General features: G+C 63.0%; 16 protein-coding genes. 13 read left to right on the top strand and 3 right to left on the bottom strand.

What is annotated here, in order from left to right; genetic code table 11:
- The first annotated feature begins 9 nt into the window (after positions 1–9).
- The 3 genes from sucC to QDI87_RS06830 all read left to right on the top strand — a co-directional run bounded on the left by sucC (position 10) and on the right by QDI87_RS06830 (position 2,914).
- Positions 10–1,206 (top strand): ADP-forming succinate--CoA ligase subunit beta, encoded by a 1,197-nt coding sequence (gene sucC, locus QDI87_RS06840; protein ID WP_036378537.1) that lies wholly within the window; start codon positions 10–12, stop codon positions 1,204–1,206.
- A 12-nt stretch (positions 1,207–1,218) separates the two neighbouring features.
- Positions 1,219–2,124, top strand: coding sequence for a succinate--CoA ligase subunit alpha (gene sucD, locus QDI87_RS06835; protein WP_036378538.1), 906 nt, complete (start codon positions 1,219–1,221; stop codon positions 2,122–2,124).
- A 229-nt stretch (positions 2,125–2,353) separates the two neighbouring features.
- The gene (locus QDI87_RS06830) at positions 2,354–2,914 is read left to right on the top strand and encodes an HD domain-containing protein (protein ID WP_278742622.1); all 561 of its coding nucleotides are present in this window, start codon (positions 2,354–2,356) and stop codon (positions 2,912–2,914) included.
- Between the two features lie 89 nt (positions 2,915–3,003).
- Here QDI87_RS06830 and cobT read toward each other — a convergent pair whose 3' ends face one another.
- Together cobT and QDI87_RS06820 are read right to left on the bottom strand one after the other, a co-directional pair.
- The gene (cobT, locus tag QDI87_RS06825) at positions 3,004–4,959 is read right to left on the bottom strand and encodes a nicotinate-nucleotide--dimethylbenzimidazole phosphoribosyltransferase (protein ID WP_278742620.1); all 1,956 of its coding nucleotides are present in this window, start codon (positions 4,957–4,959) and stop codon (positions 3,004–3,006) included.
- The gene (locus tag QDI87_RS06820) at positions 4,956–7,157 is read right to left on the bottom strand and encodes a Tex family protein (protein WP_278742618.1); all 2,202 of its coding nucleotides are present in this window, start codon (positions 7,155–7,157) and stop codon (positions 4,956–4,958) included. The genes cobT and QDI87_RS06820 overlap by 4 nt, the downstream gene beginning before the upstream one ends.
- Positions 7,158–7,339: 182 nt before the next feature.
- Between QDI87_RS06820 and QDI87_RS06815 the strand changes: the two genes are divergently transcribed.
- The 6 genes from QDI87_RS06815 to QDI87_RS06790 all read left to right on the top strand — a co-directional run bounded on the left by QDI87_RS06815 (position 7,340) and on the right by QDI87_RS06790 (position 14,089).
- On the top strand, positions 7,340–8,095 hold the full coding sequence (locus QDI87_RS06815) for an MBL fold metallo-hydrolase (RefSeq protein ID WP_036378543.1): 756 nt from the start codon (positions 7,340–7,342) through the stop codon (positions 8,093–8,095).
- A gap of 52 nt (positions 8,096–8,147) precedes the next feature.
- Entirely contained in the window at positions 8,148–9,245 is a 1,098-nt protein-coding gene (locus QDI87_RS06810; protein ID WP_051652289.1) for a S1C family serine protease, read from the top strand.
- 12 nt (positions 9,246–9,257) lie between these two features.
- Positions 9,258–9,737, top strand: coding sequence for a 23S rRNA (pseudouridine(1915)-N(3))-methyltransferase RlmH (rlmH, locus tag QDI87_RS06805; RefSeq protein ID WP_226867988.1), 480 nt, complete (start codon positions 9,258–9,260; stop codon positions 9,735–9,737).
- A gap of 14 nt (positions 9,738–9,751) precedes the next feature.
- The gene (locus tag QDI87_RS06800) at positions 9,752–10,837 is read left to right on the top strand and encodes a 5-bromo-4-chloroindolyl phosphate hydrolysis family protein (RefSeq protein WP_226867989.1); all 1,086 of its coding nucleotides are present in this window, start codon (positions 9,752–9,754) and stop codon (positions 10,835–10,837) included.
- A 5-nt stretch (positions 10,838–10,842) separates the two neighbouring features.
- Positions 10,843–12,021 (top strand): toxic anion resistance protein, encoded by a 1,179-nt coding sequence (locus QDI87_RS06795; RefSeq protein ID WP_278742616.1) that lies wholly within the window; start codon positions 10,843–10,845, stop codon positions 12,019–12,021.
- Between the two features lie 133 nt (positions 12,022–12,154).
- Positions 12,155–14,089 carry a penicillin-binding protein gene (locus QDI87_RS06790; RefSeq protein WP_423791165.1) on the top strand — a complete coding sequence of 645 codons (1,935 nt, stop codon included), beginning with the start codon at positions 12,155–12,157 and terminating at the stop codon, positions 14,087–14,089.
- 53 nt (positions 14,090–14,142) lie between these two features.
- On the opposite strand, the gene QDI87_RS06785 is transcribed toward QDI87_RS06790, so the two are convergent.
- Complete coding sequence (locus tag QDI87_RS06785; protein WP_278742612.1) at positions 14,143–15,222, bottom strand: glycosyltransferase family 9 protein; 1,080 nt, start codon at positions 15,220–15,222, stop codon at positions 14,143–14,145.
- A 105-nt stretch (positions 15,223–15,327) separates the two neighbouring features.
- On the opposite strand from QDI87_RS06785, the gene QDI87_RS06780 reads away from it, so the two are divergent.
- The 4 genes from QDI87_RS06780 (at position 15,328) to upp (ending at position 21,119) form a co-directional block, all read left to right on the top strand.
- Positions 15,328–18,564 (top strand): DEAD/DEAH box helicase, encoded by a 3,237-nt coding sequence (locus QDI87_RS06780; RefSeq protein ID WP_278742610.1) that lies wholly within the window; start codon positions 15,328–15,330, stop codon positions 18,562–18,564.
- A 77-nt stretch (positions 18,565–18,641) separates the two neighbouring features.
- The gene (rpiB, locus tag QDI87_RS06775) at positions 18,642–19,085 is read left to right on the top strand and encodes a ribose 5-phosphate isomerase B (protein WP_036378665.1); all 444 of its coding nucleotides are present in this window, start codon (positions 18,642–18,644) and stop codon (positions 19,083–19,085) included.
- 66 nt (positions 19,086–19,151) lie between these two features.
- Positions 19,152–20,399 (top strand): serine hydroxymethyltransferase, encoded by a 1,248-nt coding sequence (glyA, locus tag QDI87_RS06770; protein ID WP_036378666.1) that lies wholly within the window; start codon positions 19,152–19,154, stop codon positions 20,397–20,399.
- A 93-nt stretch (positions 20,400–20,492) separates the two neighbouring features.
- A complete protein-coding gene (gene upp / locus QDI87_RS06765) occupies positions 20,493–21,119 on the top strand; it encodes a uracil phosphoribosyltransferase (protein ID WP_155948159.1) in 627 nt (208 codons plus the stop codon).
- Positions 21,120–21,149 lie beyond the last annotated feature (30 nt).

Raw genomic sequence — 21,149 nt, 5'->3', positions numbered from 1 at the left:
AGGTTGCCCATGAATATTCATGAATACCAGAGTAAGGCGATCCTGCGCTCGTACGGCGTCAATGTCCCCACTGGCAAGCCGGCATTCTCGGTCGAAGAGGCCGTGGAGAATGCCAGAGAGCTCGGCACGGATACCGTCGTCGTCAAGGCACAGATCCATGCGGGCGGCCGCGGCAAGGCCGGCGGCGTCAAGGTTGTCCACTCGCTCGAGGCTGTGGAGAAGGCAGCGGAAGAGCTCCTCGGCAAAGTCCTCATCACGCATCAGACCGGTCCTGCCGGCAAGCGTGTCAACCGCCTGCTCATTGAGGCAGGAGCAGCCATCAAGAAGGAATACTACCTTTCCTTTGTCATTGACCGCCAGACGGCGCGCATCGTCATGATGGGCTCGGAAGAGGGCGGCATGGAGATTGAGAAGGTCGCAGCGGAGATGCCGGACAAGATCCTCAGGGAGTACATCGACCCGGCCGTCGGCCTGCTGCCATTCCAGGCGAACCGCATGGCCTATGGCATGCACTTCCCGCACGATGCCGTGCGCAAGGCCACGAAGCTCATGATGAACCTCTACCGGGCTTTCGTTGGCAAGGACTGCAGCCTTGCGGAGATCAATCCGCTCGTCGTCACGGAAGACGCGGAGGTCATGGCGCTCGACGCCAAGCTCAACTTCGATGACAGCGCGCTCTTCCGTCATCCAGACCTTGAAGAGCTGCGCGATGAGACGGAGGAAGACCCGAAGGAACGCCGTGCGGCCAAGGCCGGCCTCAACTACGTCAACCTCGGCGGCGATGTCGCTTGCATGGTCAACGGCGCCGGCCTGGCGATGGCCACGGTCGACATCATCAAGTACTACGGTGGTGAGCCGGCGAACTTCCTCGATGTCGGCGGCGACTCGACGCCGGAGAAGATCGCGGAGGCCTTCCGCATCATGCTCGACGGCGGACAGGCCAAGGGCATCTTCGTCAACATCTTTGGCGGCATCAACAAGTGCGACCTCGTCGCCGAGGGCATCGTCGATGCGGCCAAGATGATCTCCGAGGATGGGAAATCCCTGCCAGTCCCCGTCGTCGTGCGGTTAGAGGGCACGAATGTGGAGCGCGGCCGCGAGATCCTCCAGGATACGCCGATCGCGAACGTCATCATGGCTCCCACCATGGAAGGCGGCGCAGAAACGATTGTCCGGCTCGTCAAAGAAGCCGACGGCAGAGCATGAGGAGGACGCGAGATGGGAATCTTAGTTCATAAAGACACGAAGGTCATCGTGCAGGGCATCACGGGCAAGGCCGCGGCCTTCCACACGCAGCAGATGATCGACTACGGCACGAAGGTCGTCGGTGGTGTGACGCCCGGCAAGGGCGGTCAGATTGCCTGCGGCGTGCCAGTGTTCAACACAGTGCGCGAGGCAGTGGAGGCGACGGGAGCCACGGCTTCGGTTATCTACGTGCCGGCGCGCTTTGCAGCGGACTCCATCATGGAGGCCGTCGACGCGGACCTCGATGTCGTCGTCTGCATCACCGAGCACATCCCGGTCCAGGATATGATCAAGGTGCGCCGCTATATGGAAGGCCATAAGACGCATCTCATCGGGCCGAACTGCCCGGGCATCCTGACGGCTGACGAGTGCAAGCTCGGCATCATCCCGGGCTACATCCACCGCAAGGGCCATGTCGGCGTCATCTCCCGTTCGGGCACGCTGACGTATGAGGCGACGTTCCAGCTGACGGCCGCTGGCATCGGCCAGACGACGGCCATCGGCATCGGCGGCGACCCCGTCAAGGGAACGGACTTCATCGACGCGCTGAAGCTCTTCAAGGAAGATCCCGAGACGCTCGCCGTGCTCATGATCGGCGAAATCGGCGGCACGGCTGAGGAAGATGCGGCGAAGTGGATTGCGGCGAACATGCCGGACAAGCCTGTGGCTGCATTCATCGCTGGCCGTCAGGCGCCTCCGGGCAAGCGCATGGGCCATGCCGGTGCCATCATATCGGGCGGCAAGGGCACGGCTGATGACAAGATCAAGGCACTGCATGCGGTCGGCATCGAGGTCGCGGACACAGTCGCCCATATCGGCGAGACCGTCGTCAAGACGCTCAAGGAGCGCGGCATCTATGATAAGTGTCATACGTGCTGATTGCATAGGAAAAGAGAGGCAGGCGAGCCTCTCTTTTTTGGTCCACAAGGTTATCCACAGCATCTGGGGAGCAGCAGCGATGCATATTGCGCATGGTAACGATTTATCCACAGTATCCACAGGAAAGTCTGTGCACAATGTGGATAAGTCTGGCGGTTGCAGTGGTTGCATGTTCACGGACAGATGGTTACAATAAGAAGTACAGCAACTTACAGATGGAGGTCTTTTCATGGAAGCATTGACACTCGAACAGGCAAAGAAGATCTTGGCGAAGCACACGACGGAAGCACATCTCTTCACGCATGCGGCGGCGGTCAGCGCCGCGATGGGTGCGATGGCCGACCACTTCGGCGCAGACAAGGAGCACTGGGAGGCCGTCGGCTATCTGCACGACGTCGACTATGAGAAATACCCGGATGAGCACTGCCTGCACGTCCGCGAGCTCCTGGAGCCAGAGGGCGTGCCCGAGGAGGACATCCGCGCCATCATCTCGCACGGCTACGGCATCACGACAGAAGAAGCCAAGCCCGAGACGGACATGGAGAAGAGCCTCTTTGCCGTCGATGAGCTCACAGGCATCGTGCAGGCCTACGCCCTCATGCGCCCGGAAGGGCTCGATGGCATGGCCGTCAAGAGCCTCAAGAAGAAATTCAAGGACAAGCGCTTCGCCGCGAAGTGCAGCCGTGACATCATCAAGCAGGGCTTCGAGATGCTCGGCATGGAGGCAGGCGAGGTCATGCAGTGCTGCATTGACGGCATGCAGGCACATAAAGAAGAGCTGGGCTTCTGAAGATACGGTCCTATACAAGAAAAGCTATGGCGGTGCAGATGCACGAGGCCATAGCTTTTCTTGTATCTGGATTCTCTTGATGAAGGGGCTCAGCGGTGCTGGCGCTTGGCGCCGGGGCCGTCGCTCGCGGTCGAGACATTGGCTTCGTCGAAGGTCTTCATCTCGTTGAGCATGAAGAGTGAGGCCCTGACAATCTGGAGGCCGCAGGCGGCTGTCAGGCCCGGCAGCTGCGCGCCGATGCCGGTGAGTGGGGGCTCGACGGGCAGCAGGAAACTGCGCAGCTCGGGCGCAATCTTCGCGGCGTAGCGCGCGACAATCTGCACGGCCTCGCTGTCGAGTACGATCATGGCGCCGTTGTGGGCGGCAGCGATCATCGCGCCGAGCAGCGAAGAGACGATGCCCTGATAGCGCGGGGGAACATGGCCGAGGAAGTCGTCGCCTCTGAAGCGCAGCGCGCCGCTCTCAGTCAGTAGCGCTTGGCGCAGGGCGCTGCTCATCGCGCCGCAAGGCTCGCCCTCGCCGTCGGTGGCCGAGAGGGCGATGACCTCGTTCATGACGGCATAGCGCTCGCCCTCCTCGCGTCCGAAGTCAAAGGCGGCCGCTGCGCGCTTGCCCGGGGACAGCTGGGCGATGGCGAGACGCGCGCCGATCAGGTCTGCCTGCGCGGCCATCGTCTCTTCCATAGCGGGCGGCACAGAGTCCTGCGCTGTGAAGCAGATCATGGCCATGCGGCTCGTCTCGATATCGGGGCGCTCATTGCCCGAGCAGCCGGCCAGCTCTGCGGCGATCTGCTCGAGGCAGCCGAGGCTGTCAACTGGCTTCGTCAGGTTGTCGATGCGCAGCTTGCAGGCCTCCATGGCCTCCCTGTCGGGCGTGGGCATCGTATTTAGGTAGAAGTCAAAGGTCTTGTCGGTCAGCTTCACTTCTTCCTCGCGCATCTCGCAGTGGTCGCTGGCAAGGCTGTCAGTGCCTGACTCCTCTCGGCGAAGCGCCTGCCAGCTGGCGATCATGCCCTCGAGGATGTTGCTCGCGATGGAGGAGCCGATGGCCTCGCCGAGGCGCAGGTCGAGGTGAAGGATGGGCTGGAGCCCGAGCGATTCGAGCATGAAGCGGTGGGATTTCTCAGAGCCAAAGTGCGAGGCCATCGTGTAGGCGATGGAGGCCGGAGCTAGCTTCTGGGCGAGCAGGGCGGCCGCGCCGCAGTTGGCGCCGTCTAATATGACGAGCTTTCGGTGGAGTGCTGCGCCGAGGATGAGGCCGGCCATGCAGCCAAACTCGAAACCGCCGACCTTGGCGAGGATGTCGATGGCGTCGTCTGGGTCGGGCCGATTGACCTGCAGGGCGCGGCGCACGACCTCGACTTTCTTCTGGAGGCGCGTGTCGGAGATATTCGTACCGCGGCCTGTGACGTCCTCGGGCGATTCCTGGCAGCAGACGGCGGCGATTGCGGCGCTCGCCGTCGTGTTGGCGATGCCCATCTCGCCGGGCAGGAACCAGTCGAAGCCCTGCTCGGCCAGGGACTTCGCGATGAGCAGGCCGACCTTGATGGAGTCAGCGGCCTGCTCACGCGTCATGGCGGGGCCCTCGGCCATGTTTCTCGTGCCGCTGGCGATGCGCGTCGTGAAGAGGCCCGGCAGGTCGTCCGTGTCGGCGGCGATGCCCATGTCGTCGATGAGGAGGTGGGCGCCGGCGTAGGCGGCAAAGGCGTTGGCCGCACCGCCCTGGCGCACTGTGTAGTTGCGAACCATCTCGAGCGTCGTCTCCTGCGGGTAGGCGCTGACGCCCTCCGCCGCGACGCCGTGGTCGGCGCAGCAGATGACGACGGCCTTGCGTGGCGGCTTAGGGTCCATCGTGCCGCTGATGTCGAGCCAGCGCAGGAAGAGGGGCGCGAGCTGGCCGAGGTCCTCTGCCGTAGCTCCCATGCTCGCGAGGTACGCATCGAGGAGCGGGCGCGCCTCGCGCGAGATCGCATGGCCCGGGGCCTCTATCCGGGTCAGGACATCTTCGAGGGAGAGGCCGGCGAGGCGGTCTTGCAACAGATTCATACGCTCGCCTCCTGTGGCACCTGCTTGAGGGAGAGGCCGATGCGGCCGCGCTTCTCGTCGACGCTGATGACCATGACGCGCAGGACCTGGCCGATGGAGACAACTTCGAGCGGGTGCTTGACGCGCCGCTTCGAGAGCTCAGAGATGTGGATGAGGCCGTCGTCGTGCAGGCCGATGTCGACGAAGGCACCGAAGTCCGTGATGTTGCGGACGGTGCCGCGCAGGATGGTGCCCGGCTTGAGGTCGGAGAGCTTGACGATGGCCTGGCGCGTCAGCGGGGTCGGCAGGTCGGCGCGTGGGTCGCGCCCCGGGCTCGCGAGGGCATCGAGGATGTCGTGGACCGTCGGCAGGCCGGCCTGAAGAGATGCGGCGAGCTCGCGCTCGCGGCGCTCATCTAAGAGGCGGCGCTTGGCTTTCATGATGGCGAGTTTATCGGGATCGTTGAGGTCCTTGAGCGCAAAGCCGAGCTTCTGCAGGATCTTCTCGGCAAGCGCGTACGACTCGGGATGGACGGGCGTGTTGTCGAGCGGCGACTTGCCGCCGTGGATGCGCAGGAAGCCTGCGCACTGTGTGAAGGCCGCCGGACCGAGGCGCGGGACTTTCAAGAGCTCGCGCCGGCTCGTGAAGACGCCGTGCTCGTTGCGGTAGGCGATGATGTTCTTGGCTGTCGTCGCATTGATGCCGGCGATGTGGCGCAGCAGGGCGGCAGAGGCCGTGTTGAGGTCGACGCCGACGTGGTTGACGGCCGCCTCGATCGTCGCGTCGAGCGTGCTCGCGAGCTCCTTCTGGTTGACGTCGTGCTGGTACTGGCCGACACCGATGGCCTGCGGGTCGATCTTGACGAGCTCGGCCAGAGGGTCTTGCACGCGGCGCGCAATGGAGACGGCGCCGCGGATGACGACGTCGTACTCGGGCAGTTCTTCCTTGGCGAGCTTGGAGGCCGAGTAGACAGAGGCGCCGGCCTCGTTGGTTATGAGGTAGTGGACATCCCTGAGCTTGTTGTCGCGGATGAGCGCGGCGGCGAACTGCTCCGTCTCGTACGAGGCCGTGCCGTTGCCAATCGAGAGCAGGGTCACGCCGTTCTCCTTGATGGAGCGCAGGACCGCCTCAGCGGCTGCCCTGCGCGCGCGGTCGCTCTGCGTGATCTGCAGGACGCCGTAGTCGAGCACGCGGCCTGTCGGATCGACGACAGCCATCTTGCAGCCGTTGCGGTAGCCGGGATCTAGGCCCATGACCGTGTGCCCGGCGAGCGGCGCCTGCAGCAGCAGTTGGCGCAGGTTGACGCCGAAGAGGTGGATGGCGTGCTTCTCGGCTTTTTCCGTCAGCTCTGCGCGGATCTCGCGTGTCAGGGAAGGAAGCAGCAGGCGCTTGTAGCCGTCCTCAATGGCGATCTGCAGGTGCTCCGACCAGATGGACTTCGGGCGGTGCAGCTGGCGCTCGATGCGCTGGCAGTTTGCCTCGTGGTCTGTCAGCAGCGTGACCTTGAGGCAGCCGAGCTTCTCGCCGCGGTTGATGGCGAGGATGCGGTGCGGCGGCAGGCGGTGGACGGGTTCCTCGTACGACTCGTACATGTGGAAGACCTGGCGGCTTTCCTCAGGGGCGTCTTTGGCAAGCTCCGTCTGCAGGCTGCCCGTCCGCGCGATGTGCTCGCGCATGGACTGGCGGACCTTCGCCTCCTCCATGACGGTCTCTGCGACGATGTCCCGCGCGCCCTGCAGGGCGTCCTCGGCAGTTTTGACCCCCTTGTCTTCCCCGCAGAAGGTGGCCGCGATCGCCTCCGGACTGCCCTGCTGGTCGCTGGCGAGCAGCATGCGGTTCGCCAGTGGCTCGAGGCCGCGTTCGCGGGCAATCTGCGCGCGCGTGCGCTTCTTCTGCTTGTAGGGCAGGTAGAGGTCCTCGAGCTCCTGCAGCTTGCGCGTCTTCTCGATGGACTGGCGCAGCTCGTCTGTCAGCTTGCCCTGCTCCTCAATCTTGGCAAGGACTTCTTCCTGGCGCTTGACGAGGCTGCGCAGGTAGGCGAGGCGCTCTTCGAGCTCTCGTAGCTGCTCGTCCTCGAGCGACCCCGTCGCCTCCTTGCGGTAGCGCGCGATGAACGGCACCGTATTGCCCTCGTCGAGCAGCTTGGCCGCCGCCTCGACCTGGTGCGGCTGTGCCTTGAGCTCAGACGCAATCAGCGGATATATGTCTTTTTCCAGCATGGAAACACCTCTTTCTCTAGGTTCCAGAATCAGTATAATCCAGTATAACACACTTGCTCTGCATCGGCAGGCAGTAGTCTCCTATTGCTACCCTTTCTATCCGTGATAGTGTATAATAAGAATTGGCCTGCTAGCGATTGCAGGCCGTTTACAGGATTTTGATCTAAGATAGGGGAAGAGACATGCAGGTATCGGTACTCGCCAGCGGCAGCAAGGGCAATGCGGTCTATGTAGAGATGGACGGCGTGCGGCTCCTGCTCGACGCGGGCATCAGCGCGACGCGCATCAAGAAGGGGCTCGCAGCCGAGGGCGTCGACGCAGCTTCGCTCGACGGCGTGCTCATCACGCACGAGCACCGCGACCACATCGCGGGCCTCGTGACGCTCTCGAAGTGGTATGAGCTGCCAATCTTCACGCGGCGCGCGACGATCGAGCACATGAGCTGCCGCGCGGCCATCCCCGCGGAGCGCTTCCACGCCATCGAGGGGGCGTTCCGCATCGGGGACCTGACGATTGACCCGTTCAACATCCCGCACGATGCGGCGGACCCCGTGGGCTACCGCATCACGGGCTCCTCGCGCTGCACGCTCGCGACCGATCTCGGCTTCGTGACGGCGAGCGTCCAGGAGGCCATCGACGGAGCTGACGTGCTCGTCCTCGAGGCCAATCACGACCCTGAGGTGCTCAAGCACGGCGACTACCCGTGGGCACTCAAGCGGCGCATTCTGTCGAACCGCGGCCATCTGGCCAATGCCGATGCCGCCTGGGCGCTCGTGCGCATGAAGAAGCGGCCCGCGCATGTCTTTCTCGCACACCTCTCAGAGAAGAACAATACGCCGGAACTCGCCGAGAACACGGTGGAGGAGATCCTGCACCGCCAGGGGCTCGATATCCCCATCTGCATGACGGCACAGGACCGGGCGGTCCACCTTCACTGAGCAGTCAATTGTTGTCTTTGCTTGTCTTTGATGGTAACGGAGGAATCTCAAAATGAAGAGCATTGTTTCGAATTTCAGCCACAAGAACCATAAACGCCTCGCCGTGCTCGTCGCGGCTGCCTTTGTCGTCTCGGCCGTCTCGTACGCCGGCTGCTCGGCCGCTTCGTCGAGCGCTGCGGCAGAGGCCGCGACGGATAGCATCTCGAGTGCGCGCAACACGCCGGCCGTGTACGCGGCCAAGACTGTCGGCCCGGCTGTCGTCGGCATCACCAACAAGGCCGTCGCGCGCGACTGGTTCGACAACCCGATCGAGACGGAGGGCGTCGGCTCGGGCGTCATCTTCAAGAGTGACGGCTACATCGTCACGAACAACCACGTCATCAACGGCGCCAAGGAGCTCATCGTCTCGCTGTCCGATGGCCGTAGCCTCAAGGGCAAGGTCGTTGGCGCGGATGAGGTCACGGACCTCGCCGTCGTCAAGATCGACGCCAAAGACCTGCCGACGGCAACGTTTGCGGACTCCGACCAGATTGTCGTCGGCGAGCCGGCCATCGCCATCGGCAACCCGATGGGCCTCGAGTTCCGGGGCAGCGTGACGAGCGGCGTGGTCAGCGCGCTCAACCGCACGCTCGACAACAGCGACAGCCGCGTCAAGCTCTTGCAGACGGATGCCGCCATCAACCCGGGCAACTCGGGCGGCGCGCTCGTCAATGCCGACGGTGAAGTCATCGGCATCAACAGCGTCAAGCTCGCGGCCAACGGCGTCGAGGGCATGGGCTTCGCCATCCCGAGCAATACCGTCCAGTCGGTCATCAAGGAGCTCATGGACAAGGGCTACGTCGCGCGCCCATACCTCGGCGTCTCGGTCTTTGACCCGGAGACGGCAGCCCGCTACGGCTACTCGCTCGCCATCGACAAGGGCGTCTACGTCTTCAAGCTCGTGCTCGGCGGCCCGAGCGACAAGGCCGGCCTGCAGCGTGGCGACATCATCCTCAAGGCCGACGGCGATGAGGTCAACAGCATCGGAGACCTGCGCGCGAAGGTCAGCGCCCACAAGGTCGGCGACACGATCACGCTGACGATCGACCGCAACAACCATGAGCGCACGGTCGATGTCACGCTCGAAGAGATGCCGCAGGATAAGAAATAAGAAGAGACCAACATGAAGATAACGATTGTCTGCGCCGGCAAGATCAAGGAGAAGTATTTAAGTGCCGGCATCGCAGAGTTCCTCAAGCGGCTCAAGCCATATGCACAGGTGGAGATCCGCGAGATACACGAGGAGAAGATGCCAGAGGATCCGTCGCCTGCGGAGAAGGAGCAGGTGCTCGCGCGAGAGGGCGAGAAGCTTCTGAAGCTCGTGCCGGGCGGCAGTTACCTCTATGTGCTCGACGTCTACGGCGCGCTCAAGTCCTCCGAGCAGCTCGCCGAGGAGATCAATGCGCTCGGCCTGCGCGGCAGGAGCAGCATCACCTTCCTGATCGGCGGGGCCTTCGGTCTCTCGAAGGAAGTGCGCGCAAAAGCTGACGCGCGCATCAGTTTCTCCCCGATGACTTTCACGCACCAGATGGTGCGCCTGCTGCTCGTCGAGCAGATCTACCGCGCGTTCAAAATCAACCGCGGTGAGAAGTACCACTGGTGAAAGGCGGTGACAGTATGAAAGGCTTTTTGTGGTTCTGGAGCGCCGTGTTCTTCTTGTTCGGCTGCGGCAGTATCGACTATCTGCTCAAGAATCCGGACTACGTTTTCCTGCCGGCCGGCATGACGGCCGTCTCTCTCGTCCTCTGCGTCTACTTCGGCTACAAGGCGAAGACGTACAGCGGTCAGGCCATTGACCGCCACCACAAGCTCGAGCTCAAGGAGTATTCAGAGGACGAGGCACAGCTCATCGAGACGAGTTGGCAGAAAGCCGTGGGCGACTACGCGCGCGTCGATGCGGCGCGCAGGACCATCCGCGACGGCGAGCTGCGCGAACAGCTCGCCGTGATGCAGCAGGTTGCTGCGAACCTGCTCGACTACCTCGAGAAGCACCCGAAGGCCATCCCGGCTGCCCGCCGCTTCATCGACACGTACCAGGACAGGGCGGCGCGACTCGCCGAGGAGTACCGCGAGCTCGAGAAGACGGGCCTCGATACGGAGCAGGTCGCCGAGACGCGCGAGAACATCAAAGATACGCTCGCTTCCTTCGACGAGGCGTATGAGAAGGAATTCGAGCGCGTCCTCAGCGACAAGCTGCTCGACATGGACGCCGAGCTTTCCGTCCTGCAGAAGACGATGGCCGCTGACGGCATCGAGAACCTGCCAAGTCATGAGGAGAAGAAGACGGCGGCATCAGTGCAGGAGAATGAGATGGAGAAGACGACCGTCCTCGCGGATGTGCGCCGCTTCTTCGACAAGCAGGAGCCAGTCGTGCACAAGGGAACGGGCCTCCAGAACCGCGGCGGCCGCAAGCATCCGCGCCGCCGCGCCTTCCGCGCGGCCAGCACGTTCCACGTCACGATGCCGGAGGAACTGCGTGGCAGCGTCCTCAAGGACAAGCTCATCATGAGCGCGCTCGCCATCTTCGGCGGCTGCATTGGCGCCCACAAGTTCTATCAGGGCAAGACGAAGTGGGGTATCCTCTACCTGCTCTTCTGGTGGACGGCCATCCCCGGCATCGTCGGCTTCTTCGAGGGCATGCGCTACCTCTTCATGTCGATGGATGATTTCTATGATATGTACTACCAAGGCAACAGGCGGTGATTTTTATGGCAAAGAATATTGATCTTTCGGATCTCATGACGCGCCATCAGGCAGAGCAGGGCACCACGACGAAGGCCATCGTGCCGGAGAAAGTCGAGCGCGAGGTCGAGGCGGCTGTGGATGCGCTCTCACCGGAGGAACTGGAGAAAGTCGAGCAGATCAAGGACAGCATCGACATGACCGACTCCGAGGCTCTCTTGACGTACGGCGCGCCCGCGCAGAAGAAGATTGCGGCGTTCTCCGACAGCGTCCTCGCGCAGGTGCGCACGAAGGACAGCGGCGAGGTCGGCCAATTGCTCGCTAGCCTCGTGACCGAGGTCAAGGAGTACGACGAGAAGAGCCAGGGCGGCTTTCTGCGCAAGGTGCCGATTCTCGGCAGCCTCGTCAGCAAGACGGACAACATCAAGCAGGGCTACGAGAAGCTCTCGGTGCAGGTCGAGCGCATCGCCGGCGCGCTCGAGCAGTCGCGCCTCAAGATGATGAAGGATGTCGTGCTCTTCGACCGCCTCTACGACGAGAACTTTGCCTACTTCAAGGAGCTGCAGCTCTACATCCGGGCCGGTGAGGAGAAGCTCGAGGAGATGCGCACGGAGACACTGCCGAAGCTCCACGCGCAGGCCGCCGCGGCCAACGACCCGATGGCTGTGCAGGTCGTCGCGGACTTCGAGGCGGGCGTCAACCGCTTCGAGAAGAAGCTGCACGACCTCAAGATCAGCAAGACGATCGCCATCCAGACGGCGCCGCAGATCCGCCTGATTCAGAACAACGACAAGGCGCTCATCGACCGCGTGCAAACAGCCATCTACTCGACGATACCGCTCTGGAAGAACCAGCTCGTCATCGCGCTCGGCCTCTCGGCCCAGCAGAAAGTCCTGCGCATGCAGCAGGCCGTCAACAACACGACGAACGAGCTCCTGAAGCGCAATGCAGAGCTGCTCAAGCAGAATTCTATCGAGACGGCGAAGGAAAACGAGCGCAGCATCGTCGATGTCGAGACGGTGCGCGAAGTCAACGAGAAGCTCATCCAGACGATCGAGGACACGGTGCGCATCCAGCAAGAAGGACGCGCTAAGCGCCAGGCCGCCGAGAAAGAGCTCGCCTCCATCGAAGACCGTCTGCGCGAGACACTCTTGCGCCACAGCGGCAGGAGCGGCCAGAGTGAAGCTGGTCAGGCGAAGCCGTGAAAAATGTGGTACAATACAGGGATGAGAAAAAACGAGAGGCGGATTGCCATCAGGCGGTGATCCCGGCTAGTTGGAGTGAACGAATGAGATGAAGATGGATAGACGTGTTTGGCTGCAGAAGCACATCCTGGCGATGGTGTACGTGATGGGCATCCTTTTTGGTGTCATGGTGCTGCGCTACGCCTGGCTGCAGCTCGTAGCGGGAGATGAGCTGTCGGAGCGCATGCGCAGCCAGGTCGGGTACGACCTGGCCATACAGTCCCCGCGCGGCACGATCACCGACCGCAATGGCCGCGAGATGGCCGTGAGCCTCATGACGAAATCGCTGTACATCGACCCGAATCACGTCTCGGACCCCGATGCACTTGCCACAGACCTCGCGCCGCTCATCAACATGCCCGAGCAGGAGATCCTCGATGATATCTCGGCAGGCGGCGGCTTCGTCTGGGTCAAGCGGCGCATGGAGCACGACGAGTACGAGGCTGTGCGCAAGATGGTCCGCGAGAAGTCGTACACGGACTGCGTCGGCTTCCGCGACGAGGCCAAGCGCTACTACCCCAACGACATCCTCGGGGCCAATGTCCTCGGCTTTGTCGGCACGGACGACAAGGGACTCGACGGCATCGAGCAGGGCCTCGACGGTCTGCTGAAGGGAGAGGTCAAGGAGAAGTACCTGACGACGGACCGCCAGAACAGGCCGATCCTCGACTCGATCTTCTCGAGCCAGCGCCAGTACAAGGGCGAGTACTGCAAGAACGTCGAGCTCACGCTCGATGCCGGCATCCAGTTCATCGTCGAGCAGGAGCTCGACCGCGCGATGGCTGAGAACAATCCGCAGGCCATCACCTGCGTCGTCATGAACCCGAAGACGGGCGAGGTCCTCGCGATGGCCTCGCGTCCGTCGTACAACCCGAACAGCTTCTACGACTACTCGCCAGAGGTCTGGAAGAACCGCGCCGTCTCCTTCATCTACGAGCCGGGTTCGACCTTCAAGTCGGTCGTCGCCGCGGCCGCCCTGCAGGAGAAAGTCGTCTCGCCGAACCAGGTCTTCGTCGACCCGGGCTACGTCATGGTTTCGGGCCGCCGCATCCAGAACTGGAGCGGCACGAGCTTCGGCACCGTCACCTTCACCGACGTCGTCAAGCAGTCGCTCAACACGGGCTTTGCGCAGGTCGGCCTGCGCCTCGGCGCGCAGAAGCTCACGGACTACGCCAAGCTCTTCGGCTTCGGAATGCCGACGGGCATCGAGCTGCCGGGCGAGGAGGGCGGCCTGCTCTTCAACCCGGATGACATGCGCGACTCGGACGTCGCGACGATGGCCATCGGCCAGAGTATCGCCGTGACGCCGCTGCAGCTCGTGACGGCCATGTCGGCCATCGCCAACGACGGCGTGCTCTTAAAGCCGCACATCGTCAAGACCATCACGAATGTCGACGGCTCCATCTACGAGGAGAAGGGCACGACAGAGGTGCGCCGCACGATTGAGTCGGCCACCGACAAGACGCTCGTCGGACTGCTCGAGCAGGTCGTCGCGAGCGGCGGCGGCAAGAAGGCAGCCGTCAAGGGCTACCGCATCGCCGGCAAGACGGGCACGGCCCAGAAGATACGCCCCGACGGCTCCGGCTACATGGAAGGCCACTACATCGCCTCGTTCTGCGGCTTCGCTCCCGTCGAGGACCCTCAGCTCACCGTGCTCGTCATGATCGACGACCCCGGCACGGGCAATTACTACGGCGGCCAGATCGCCGCGCCGGTGGCCAGCCGCATCTTCACGCAGCTCTTCCGCTACCTGCACATCGAGCCGTCGAGCGACCCGTTTGCCGGCATGGAGTCGAAGGCGAAGCCCTCGGCTAAGACGCAGAAGTCGTATTCCGGCACCGTGCCCGACGGCAAGGTCGTCGTGCCCGACTTCTCCGGCAAGAGCATGCGCGAAGCCGCCCAGCTTGCCGCCGACCGCGGCCTGAACTGCGACCCCGACGGCTCCGGCTACGCCGTCAGCCAGAGCATCGCCCCGAATACACTGGTCGACAAGGGGACAACCGTGACCGTGCAGTTCAAGTCACAATGACACATGAATCAAAAAAGCTGTTGCAGATGCAACAGCTTTTTTGATGAGCCTACTCAGTGGTAGAGCAGTTCGAGCAGGGCTTTTGTCACGGTGCCGGGCTTGATGGCGTTCATGCAGGCGTTTGACTTGTGGCGGCACTTTGTCTTGCAGCAGGCGGTGCACTCATGGGGGGAGAGGATGAAGTGGTGACCTTTTGTCAGCGGGCCGTAGATGCCCGGATGGGTCGGGCCCCAGAGGGAGAGGGTCGGCAGTCCGACGGCTTCGGCGATGTAGAGCGGGCCGGTGTCGCCGGTCAGCAGCAGGTCGGACTCGCGGAAGATGGCGGCAAGCTCCAGGAGGCTCGTCTGGCCGGCAATCGAGAGGGAGGCGCGGCCTTCCATCTCCTGCTGGGCGCGCTCGATGTAGACTTGGTCGGACGGCGCGCCGGTGAAGACGATCTGGATGTTCTCGGGCAGGTTGGCGAGCGCGCGGCCGAAGAATTCGGGCGGCCAGTTCTTGTCGGGCCATGTCGTGCGCGTGTTGACGAGCAGAAGCGGCTGCTGCGGGTCGTGCAGCGTGACCTTCTTATCCGCGAAGAACGTCTCGGCGAAGCCATCGTAGGTGTCGGGCAGCTTGAGCACGAGGCCGGGCATGAAGTCCTCGGGGCCGATGCCGAGCGGCGCGAGTGCCGTCATGTAGCGGCGTATCTTGTGGCGTTCGGGGATGTCCGGTGCCATCTCGGTCATGAAGAGGAAGTTGCCCTCATGGCGCTCGTGGATGCCGATGCGGCGCGGCGCGCGGCTCATGTGCGTCAGGATGCCCGAGAGGAAGAGCCCCTGGATGTCAAGCGCGATGTCGAATTCGTACTGGTGCAGCAGCGCGGCAGCTTCCTTGAGTGTCTGGCGGACGGTGCGCAGGTCGAGATGCGCTGCCGCCTTGTCGAACGTCCGGCGGTCCCAGACGAGCAGGCGGTCGATGTCGGGGTTGTTCTCGAGCAGGATGCTCGCCGGCGGGCTCACGAACCAGGTCACATGGCAGTCCGGCACGAGCCGCTTGAGGTTGTGGACGACGGCCGTCGAGTGCAGCACGTCGCCGATGGCGCTGAGGCGCACGACGAGGATGCGCGCGCCGTGCGGAAGTTTTTGTTCGTTCATGATGCTCTCTTTTCTGTTCGCAGTGAGTGAAATATGTTAAGATGAAAGGAATGAAATCTACTTTATCTTAGCATAGTTGCGAAGCAGAAGAAAGGCGGGAATACGGTGATCGATGAGGAGCAGATCCGGGCAGTGGCGACGGATGCCGCCTACAAGCGCGGTGTCCGCTATTTCAGGCGCGGCGCCGTCGGGCATCTGGCGCGGCAGGAGGATGGCAGGAGCTACACGGCCGTCGTCGAGGGAACGGAGGCATATCATGTCCGCATCAGCCTGACGGAGGCGGGCGATGAAGTCGAGTCGTTCCACTGCGACTGCCCGGCCGCCGCGCAGTACCTCGGCGCCTGCAAGCATGTCGTCGCCGTGCTCAAGACTGTCCAGCAGCAATCCATGGCTGGCTGTTCCTCTCAGGGAACGGATGCGGGCGGCCGCCGTCTGCTGCAGGGCTTCCAGTTGGCGGCGCAGCTGCCATCCGCTCCGCTGCAGGAGCCCGTCTACCTCGTCCCGCGCCTCTTCGTCGAGAGTGCGCCAGGCAGGGTCGAGAGCTGGCTCGAGTTCCGCATCGGCATGAGCCGCCTCTACGTCGTGCGCAATCTCATGGAGCTCCTGCAGTGCGTGATGGCGGGGGAGGACTACTCGCTTGGCCGCAATAATGTGATACACACGGCATCGCTGCGCTGGGCCGACGTCGTCTCCGAGAGGCTCTGGGCCTTCATGCAGCAGGCGTACCGCGACGAGAAGAGTCTGCTGCGCCACCAGCCGGCGCTCTCTTACATGCACGCGCTGCAGAAGAGCACGGTCTTTGAGCACAAGATGATGCACCTGACGCCGAGCCTGTTCGAGGACTTCCTCGCCATCATGGGGGAGACGTCCATCGAGCTGCACATCGACGGCAGCGAGGCCATCGCGGCCCATCTGCGCGAGGGAAAGCCCGCCATCCATCTGGAGGTCAGCCGCCTCGCTGACAGGAGCGGCCGTATCACGCTGGAGGACGGAGACCTCACGCCGCTCTCGGAGGACTGCCGCATCCTCTACCAGCACGAGGCCATCTACCGGGTGGCGGATGCGTTCGGCCGCGCGCTGCAGCCGCTCTGGCAGGCGTTTGCGCGCGCGACGAGCGTGCAGCTCTCGCATGGCGACATGACGCCGTTCTTCAGCAACATCCTGCCGGCCGTCGAGCAGGTCGCGGACGTCGATGTCGACGCGGGCTTCGAGGAGGAATTCCTGCTCGTGCCGCTCACGGCAGAGCTCTACCTCGACTACGAGGGCGAGGGCATCGCCGTGAAGCCCGTCTTCGTCTACGACCACATCCGATTCAATCCCGTCGTGCAGGCGGCGCCGGAGGCCGATGAGGGTCACCTGCTCGTGCGCGACAGCGAGGCGGAGCAGGCGCTGCTCTCCGTCTTTGCGCGCTATGGCTTCGTGAAGAAGCGCGACCAGTTCGTCCAGCTCGACGAAGAGAAGAGCTACGACTTCCTCACGCAGGGGCTCGAGGAGCTGCCAGAGCGCGTCGAGATCTTCTACGAGGCGAGCTTCGAGCGCCGGCCCGTGCGCCCCATGCCGAAGGTCACGGCCGGCGTCAGTGTCAACGACATGGACCTCCTGGAGGTCACGTTCAACATGAAGGATGTCGACTATCAAGAACTCGTCGACATCCTCGACTCCTACCGCCAGAAGAAGCGCTATCACCGCATGAAGGACAGGAGCTTCGTGACGCTCGGCGACCAGCAGCTGCGCGCCATCGCCTCGCTCGTGGAGAACGCGGGGCTGCGGCAGAAGGACCTGGCGGGCGGCAAGATAGAGCTGCCGCTCTCGGAGGCCATGTACCTCGACGGACTCGCGCGCGAAGACGAGGGCCTGCAGCTCGTGCGCAGCCGCCGCTTCCGCGAGATCGTGCGCGGCATCCGCCAGCCACAGGAGGCCGACTACGAGGTGCCGACTTCGCTGAAGCCCGTGCTGCGCGACTACCAGGTCACAGGCTTCAACTGGCTCTCAGGCCTTGCGGACCATCATCTCGGCGGCATCCTCGCAGATGACATGGGCCTTGGCAAGACACTGCAGGTCATCACCTTCCTGCTTGCCAGGAAAGCGCCCGAGGCGCCGCCCTCGCTCGTCGTCGCGCCGACCTCGCTGCTCTACAACTGGCTCGAGGAGATCGCCCGCTTCGCGCCCGCGCTTCAGGCGGTGGCTGTGGCGGGATCGAAGGCGGAGCGCCGCGCTCTGCTCGAGCAGGCGGGCGGCGTCGACGTCATCGTGACGACGTACGACACGCTCAAGCGCGACGTCGACCTCTACGCGCAGCGCCGCTTCGCCTGCATCTTCCTCGACGAGGCGCAGCACATCAAGAACCCCGCGACGCAGAGTGCGCGCGCCGTCAAGAAACTGTCGGCCGACACCTGCTTTGCGCTGACGGGCACACCCATCGAGAACACGCTGACGGAGCTCTGGTCCATCTTCGACTTCCTGATGCCGGGCTACCTCGGCAGCCAGTCGAAGTTCAAGCAGCGCTTCGAGATCCCCATCGTGCGTGCCGAGGACAAGAAAGCCGCCAAGGTGCTGCGGCAGCGCGTCATGCCCTTCATCCTGCGCCGCATGAAGAAGGATGTCTTAAAGGAGCTGCCCGACAAGGTCGAGCGCAAGCTCGTCGGTGAGATGACGCCGCAGCAGGCGAAAGTCTACCGGGCCTACTTCATGAAGAGCCAGCGCGACTTCCTGCGCGAGGTCAGCCTCGCGAGCCCCGGAGAGCAGCGCATCAAGATTCTCGCCATCCTCACGCGCCTGCGCCAGATTGCCTGCGACCCCTCGCTCTTCCTCGAGAGCTACCACGGCGGCTCAGGCAAGCTCGACATGCTCGAGGAACTCATCGCGGAGGCGCACGAGGGCGGCCATCGCCTGCTGATTTTCTCGCAGTTCACGACGATGCTCTCGCACATCGCCGAGCGCCTGCGAAAGAGGGGGCTCGCGCACTTCTACCTCGACGGCGCAACGCCGGCCCTGACGCGCATGAAGCTCGTGCGGGAGTTCAACAGGGGCGCTGTGCCGGTCTTCCTGATCTCACTCAAGGCGGGCGGCACGGGCCTCAACCTCACGGGCGCCGACATGGTCGTCCACTTCGACCCGTGGTGGAACCCCGCCGTCGAGGACCAGGCGACCGACCGCGCCTACCGCCTCGGCCAGCGCAGCAACGTCCAGGTCTTCAAGCTCATCATGAAGGGGACGGTCGAGGAGAAGATCTACGAGCTGCAGGAAAAGAAGAAGTCCCTGATTGACCAGATGATAAAGCCCGGCGAGAATTTCCTCGCCAAGCTCACCGAAGAGGAGATCCGCGCGCTTTTCCAGGGATGATCGGCCACTTGATGTGTTTTTTTTGGTGCGCATGTGTGATAGAATAAGAAAGAGCATGTAAGAAAGGTGGAGAATCCATGAACATTACGATTGGCAGTGACCACGGCGCTGTGGCACTCAAGGACGAAGTCAAGATGGTCCTGAAAGAGTACGAAGACATCAAGGTGACGGATGTCGGCACCTTCGGCACGGAGTCTGTCGACTACCCGGATATCGCCGAGAAAGTCTGCGCAGATGTGACGAGCGGCAAGGCCGATCTCGGCATCGTGCTCTGCGGCACGGGCATCGGCATCTCAATCGCGGCCAATAAGGTCAAGGGCATCCGCTGCGCCCTCTGCAACGATGTCTACTCGGCCAAGAAGGCGCGCGAGCACAACAACGCCAACGTCCTCGCGATGGGCGGCCGCGTACTCGGCTTCGGCCCGGCAGGCGAGATTGTCCGCGCGTTCGTCGAGAGCTCGTTCGAGGGCGGCCGCCATGCGCGCCGTGTCAACAAGATCATGGCAATCGAGCAGCAGTAAGCTCCCAGCCATCTGTCATCCACACAATAGGGCATGCTGCAAGAGCAGCAGAATAGGAGGAAACCCATGAGCCTGATGGACACCCTGAAACAGTCGGACCCGGAAATTGCGAAAGAGATTGACCTGGAGCTCAATCGCCAACGCACGAAGCTCGAGCTCATCGCGTCGGAGAACATCGTCTCCAAAGCCGTGATGGAAGCACAGGGCAGCGTGCTGACGAATAAATACGCCGAAGGCTACCCCGGCAAGCGCTACTACGGCGGCTGCGAGTACGTCGACGTCGTCGAGCAGCTGGCCATCGACCGTGCGAAGAAGCTCTTCGGCGCAGCCTATGCCAACGTCCAGCCGCATTCCGGCGCACAGGCCAACATGGCTGTGTTCTTCTCCCTCTTGACGCCGGGTGACACGGTCATGGGCATGAACCTCACGGACGGCGGTCACCTGACGCACGGCAGCCCGGTCAACATGAGCGGCAAGTACTTCAAGATCGTGCCGTACGGTGTCGACAAGGAGACGGAGCGCATCGACTACGACGCACTCGAGAAGCAGGCTGAAGAGTGCAAGCCGAAGCTGATCGTCGCCGGCGCCTCCGCCTATGCGCGCATCATCGACTTCCCGCGCCTCGCGGAGATTGCCCATAAGGTCGGCGCTTACCTCATGGTCGACATCGCGCACATCGCCGGCCTCGTCGCCGCCGGCCTCCATCCGAGCCCGGTCCCGTACGCCGACGTCGTCACGACGACGACCCACAAGACGCTGCGCGGCCCGCGCGGCGGCATGATCCTCTGCAAGGATGCGGAATTCGGCAAGCAGTTCAACAAGGCCGTCTTCCCCGGCATCCAGGGCGGACCGCTCATGCACGTCATCGCCGCCAAGGCCGTCGCCCTCGGCGAGGCACTGCGCCCCGAGTTCAAGGAGTACGCAGCGCAGACCATCAAGAACGCCAAGGCACTCGCTGAGACGCTGCAGCAGGACGGCTTCCGCATCGTCTCGGGCGGCACGGACAACCACCTGATGCTCGTCGACCTCACGAGCAAGGACATCACGGGCAAAGAGGCGCAGAACGTCCTCGATGAGGTCAACATCACCTCGAACCGCAATACGATCCCGTTCGAGCCGCGCTCCCCGTTCGTCACGAGCGGCATCCGCCTCGGCAGCCCGGCCCTGACGACGCGCGGCTTCAAGGAAGACGACATGCGCGAAGTCGGCAATATCATCGCGCTCGTCTTGAATGACCCGCAGAACGAAGAAAAGAAAGAGGAGGCACGCCGCCGCGTCGCCGCCCTCTGCGCGAAATATCCGCTCTATGAATAAGCACTGTGAATAACATGTGAACCATATCTGACATGGCCCCGCTCTGCGGGGCTCTGTAATGTGTAGAAAGGGGTATCTTTTATGGCTGAACCAATGAATGTCCACGTCATCGACCACCCGCTGATCCAGCACAAGCTCACGATCATGCGCATGAAAGAGACAGGTACGAAGGACTTCCGCGAGCTGCTCGAGGAGATCTCGATGCTCATGGCCTATGAGATCACGCGCGACTTCCCGCTCAAGGATGTCGAGATCGAGACGCCAATCTGCAAGTGCAAGGAGAAGATGCTTGCGGGCAAGAAAGTTGGCGTCGTGCCGATCCTGCGCGCCGGCCTCGGCATGCTCAACGGCGTCGTCAACATGATCCCGGCGGCCCGCGTCGGCCACGTCGGCATGTACCGCGACCCGAAGACGCTGAAGCCAGTCGAGTACTACTGCAAGCTGCCGGGCGATGTCGCCGAGCGCACGCTCATCGTCGTCGACCCGATGCTCGCCACGGGCGGCAGCTCGTCGGCCGCGCTCTCGCTGCTCAAGGAGAAGGGCGCGAAGCACATCATCCTCATGTGCCTCGTCGCAGCGCCGGAGGGCGTCCGCGTCATCAACCACGACCATCCAGATGTGCCGCTCTACGTCGCAGCCATCGACGAGAAGCTCAACGAGAAGGGCTACATCGTACCAGGGCTCGGCGATGCAGGCGACCGCATCTTTGGCACACTGTAATCAACACGCAAATCAAACGCAAGGGAGAAA

The organism is Mitsuokella jalaludinii, assembly GCF_928722185.1.
Lineage (GTDB): Bacteria > Bacillota > Negativicutes > Selenomonadales > Selenomonadaceae > Mitsuokella > Mitsuokella jalaludinii.
The sequence above is the reverse complement of the archived record's forward strand: the minus strand, read 5'-3'. Positions and strand labels throughout refer to the sequence as shown.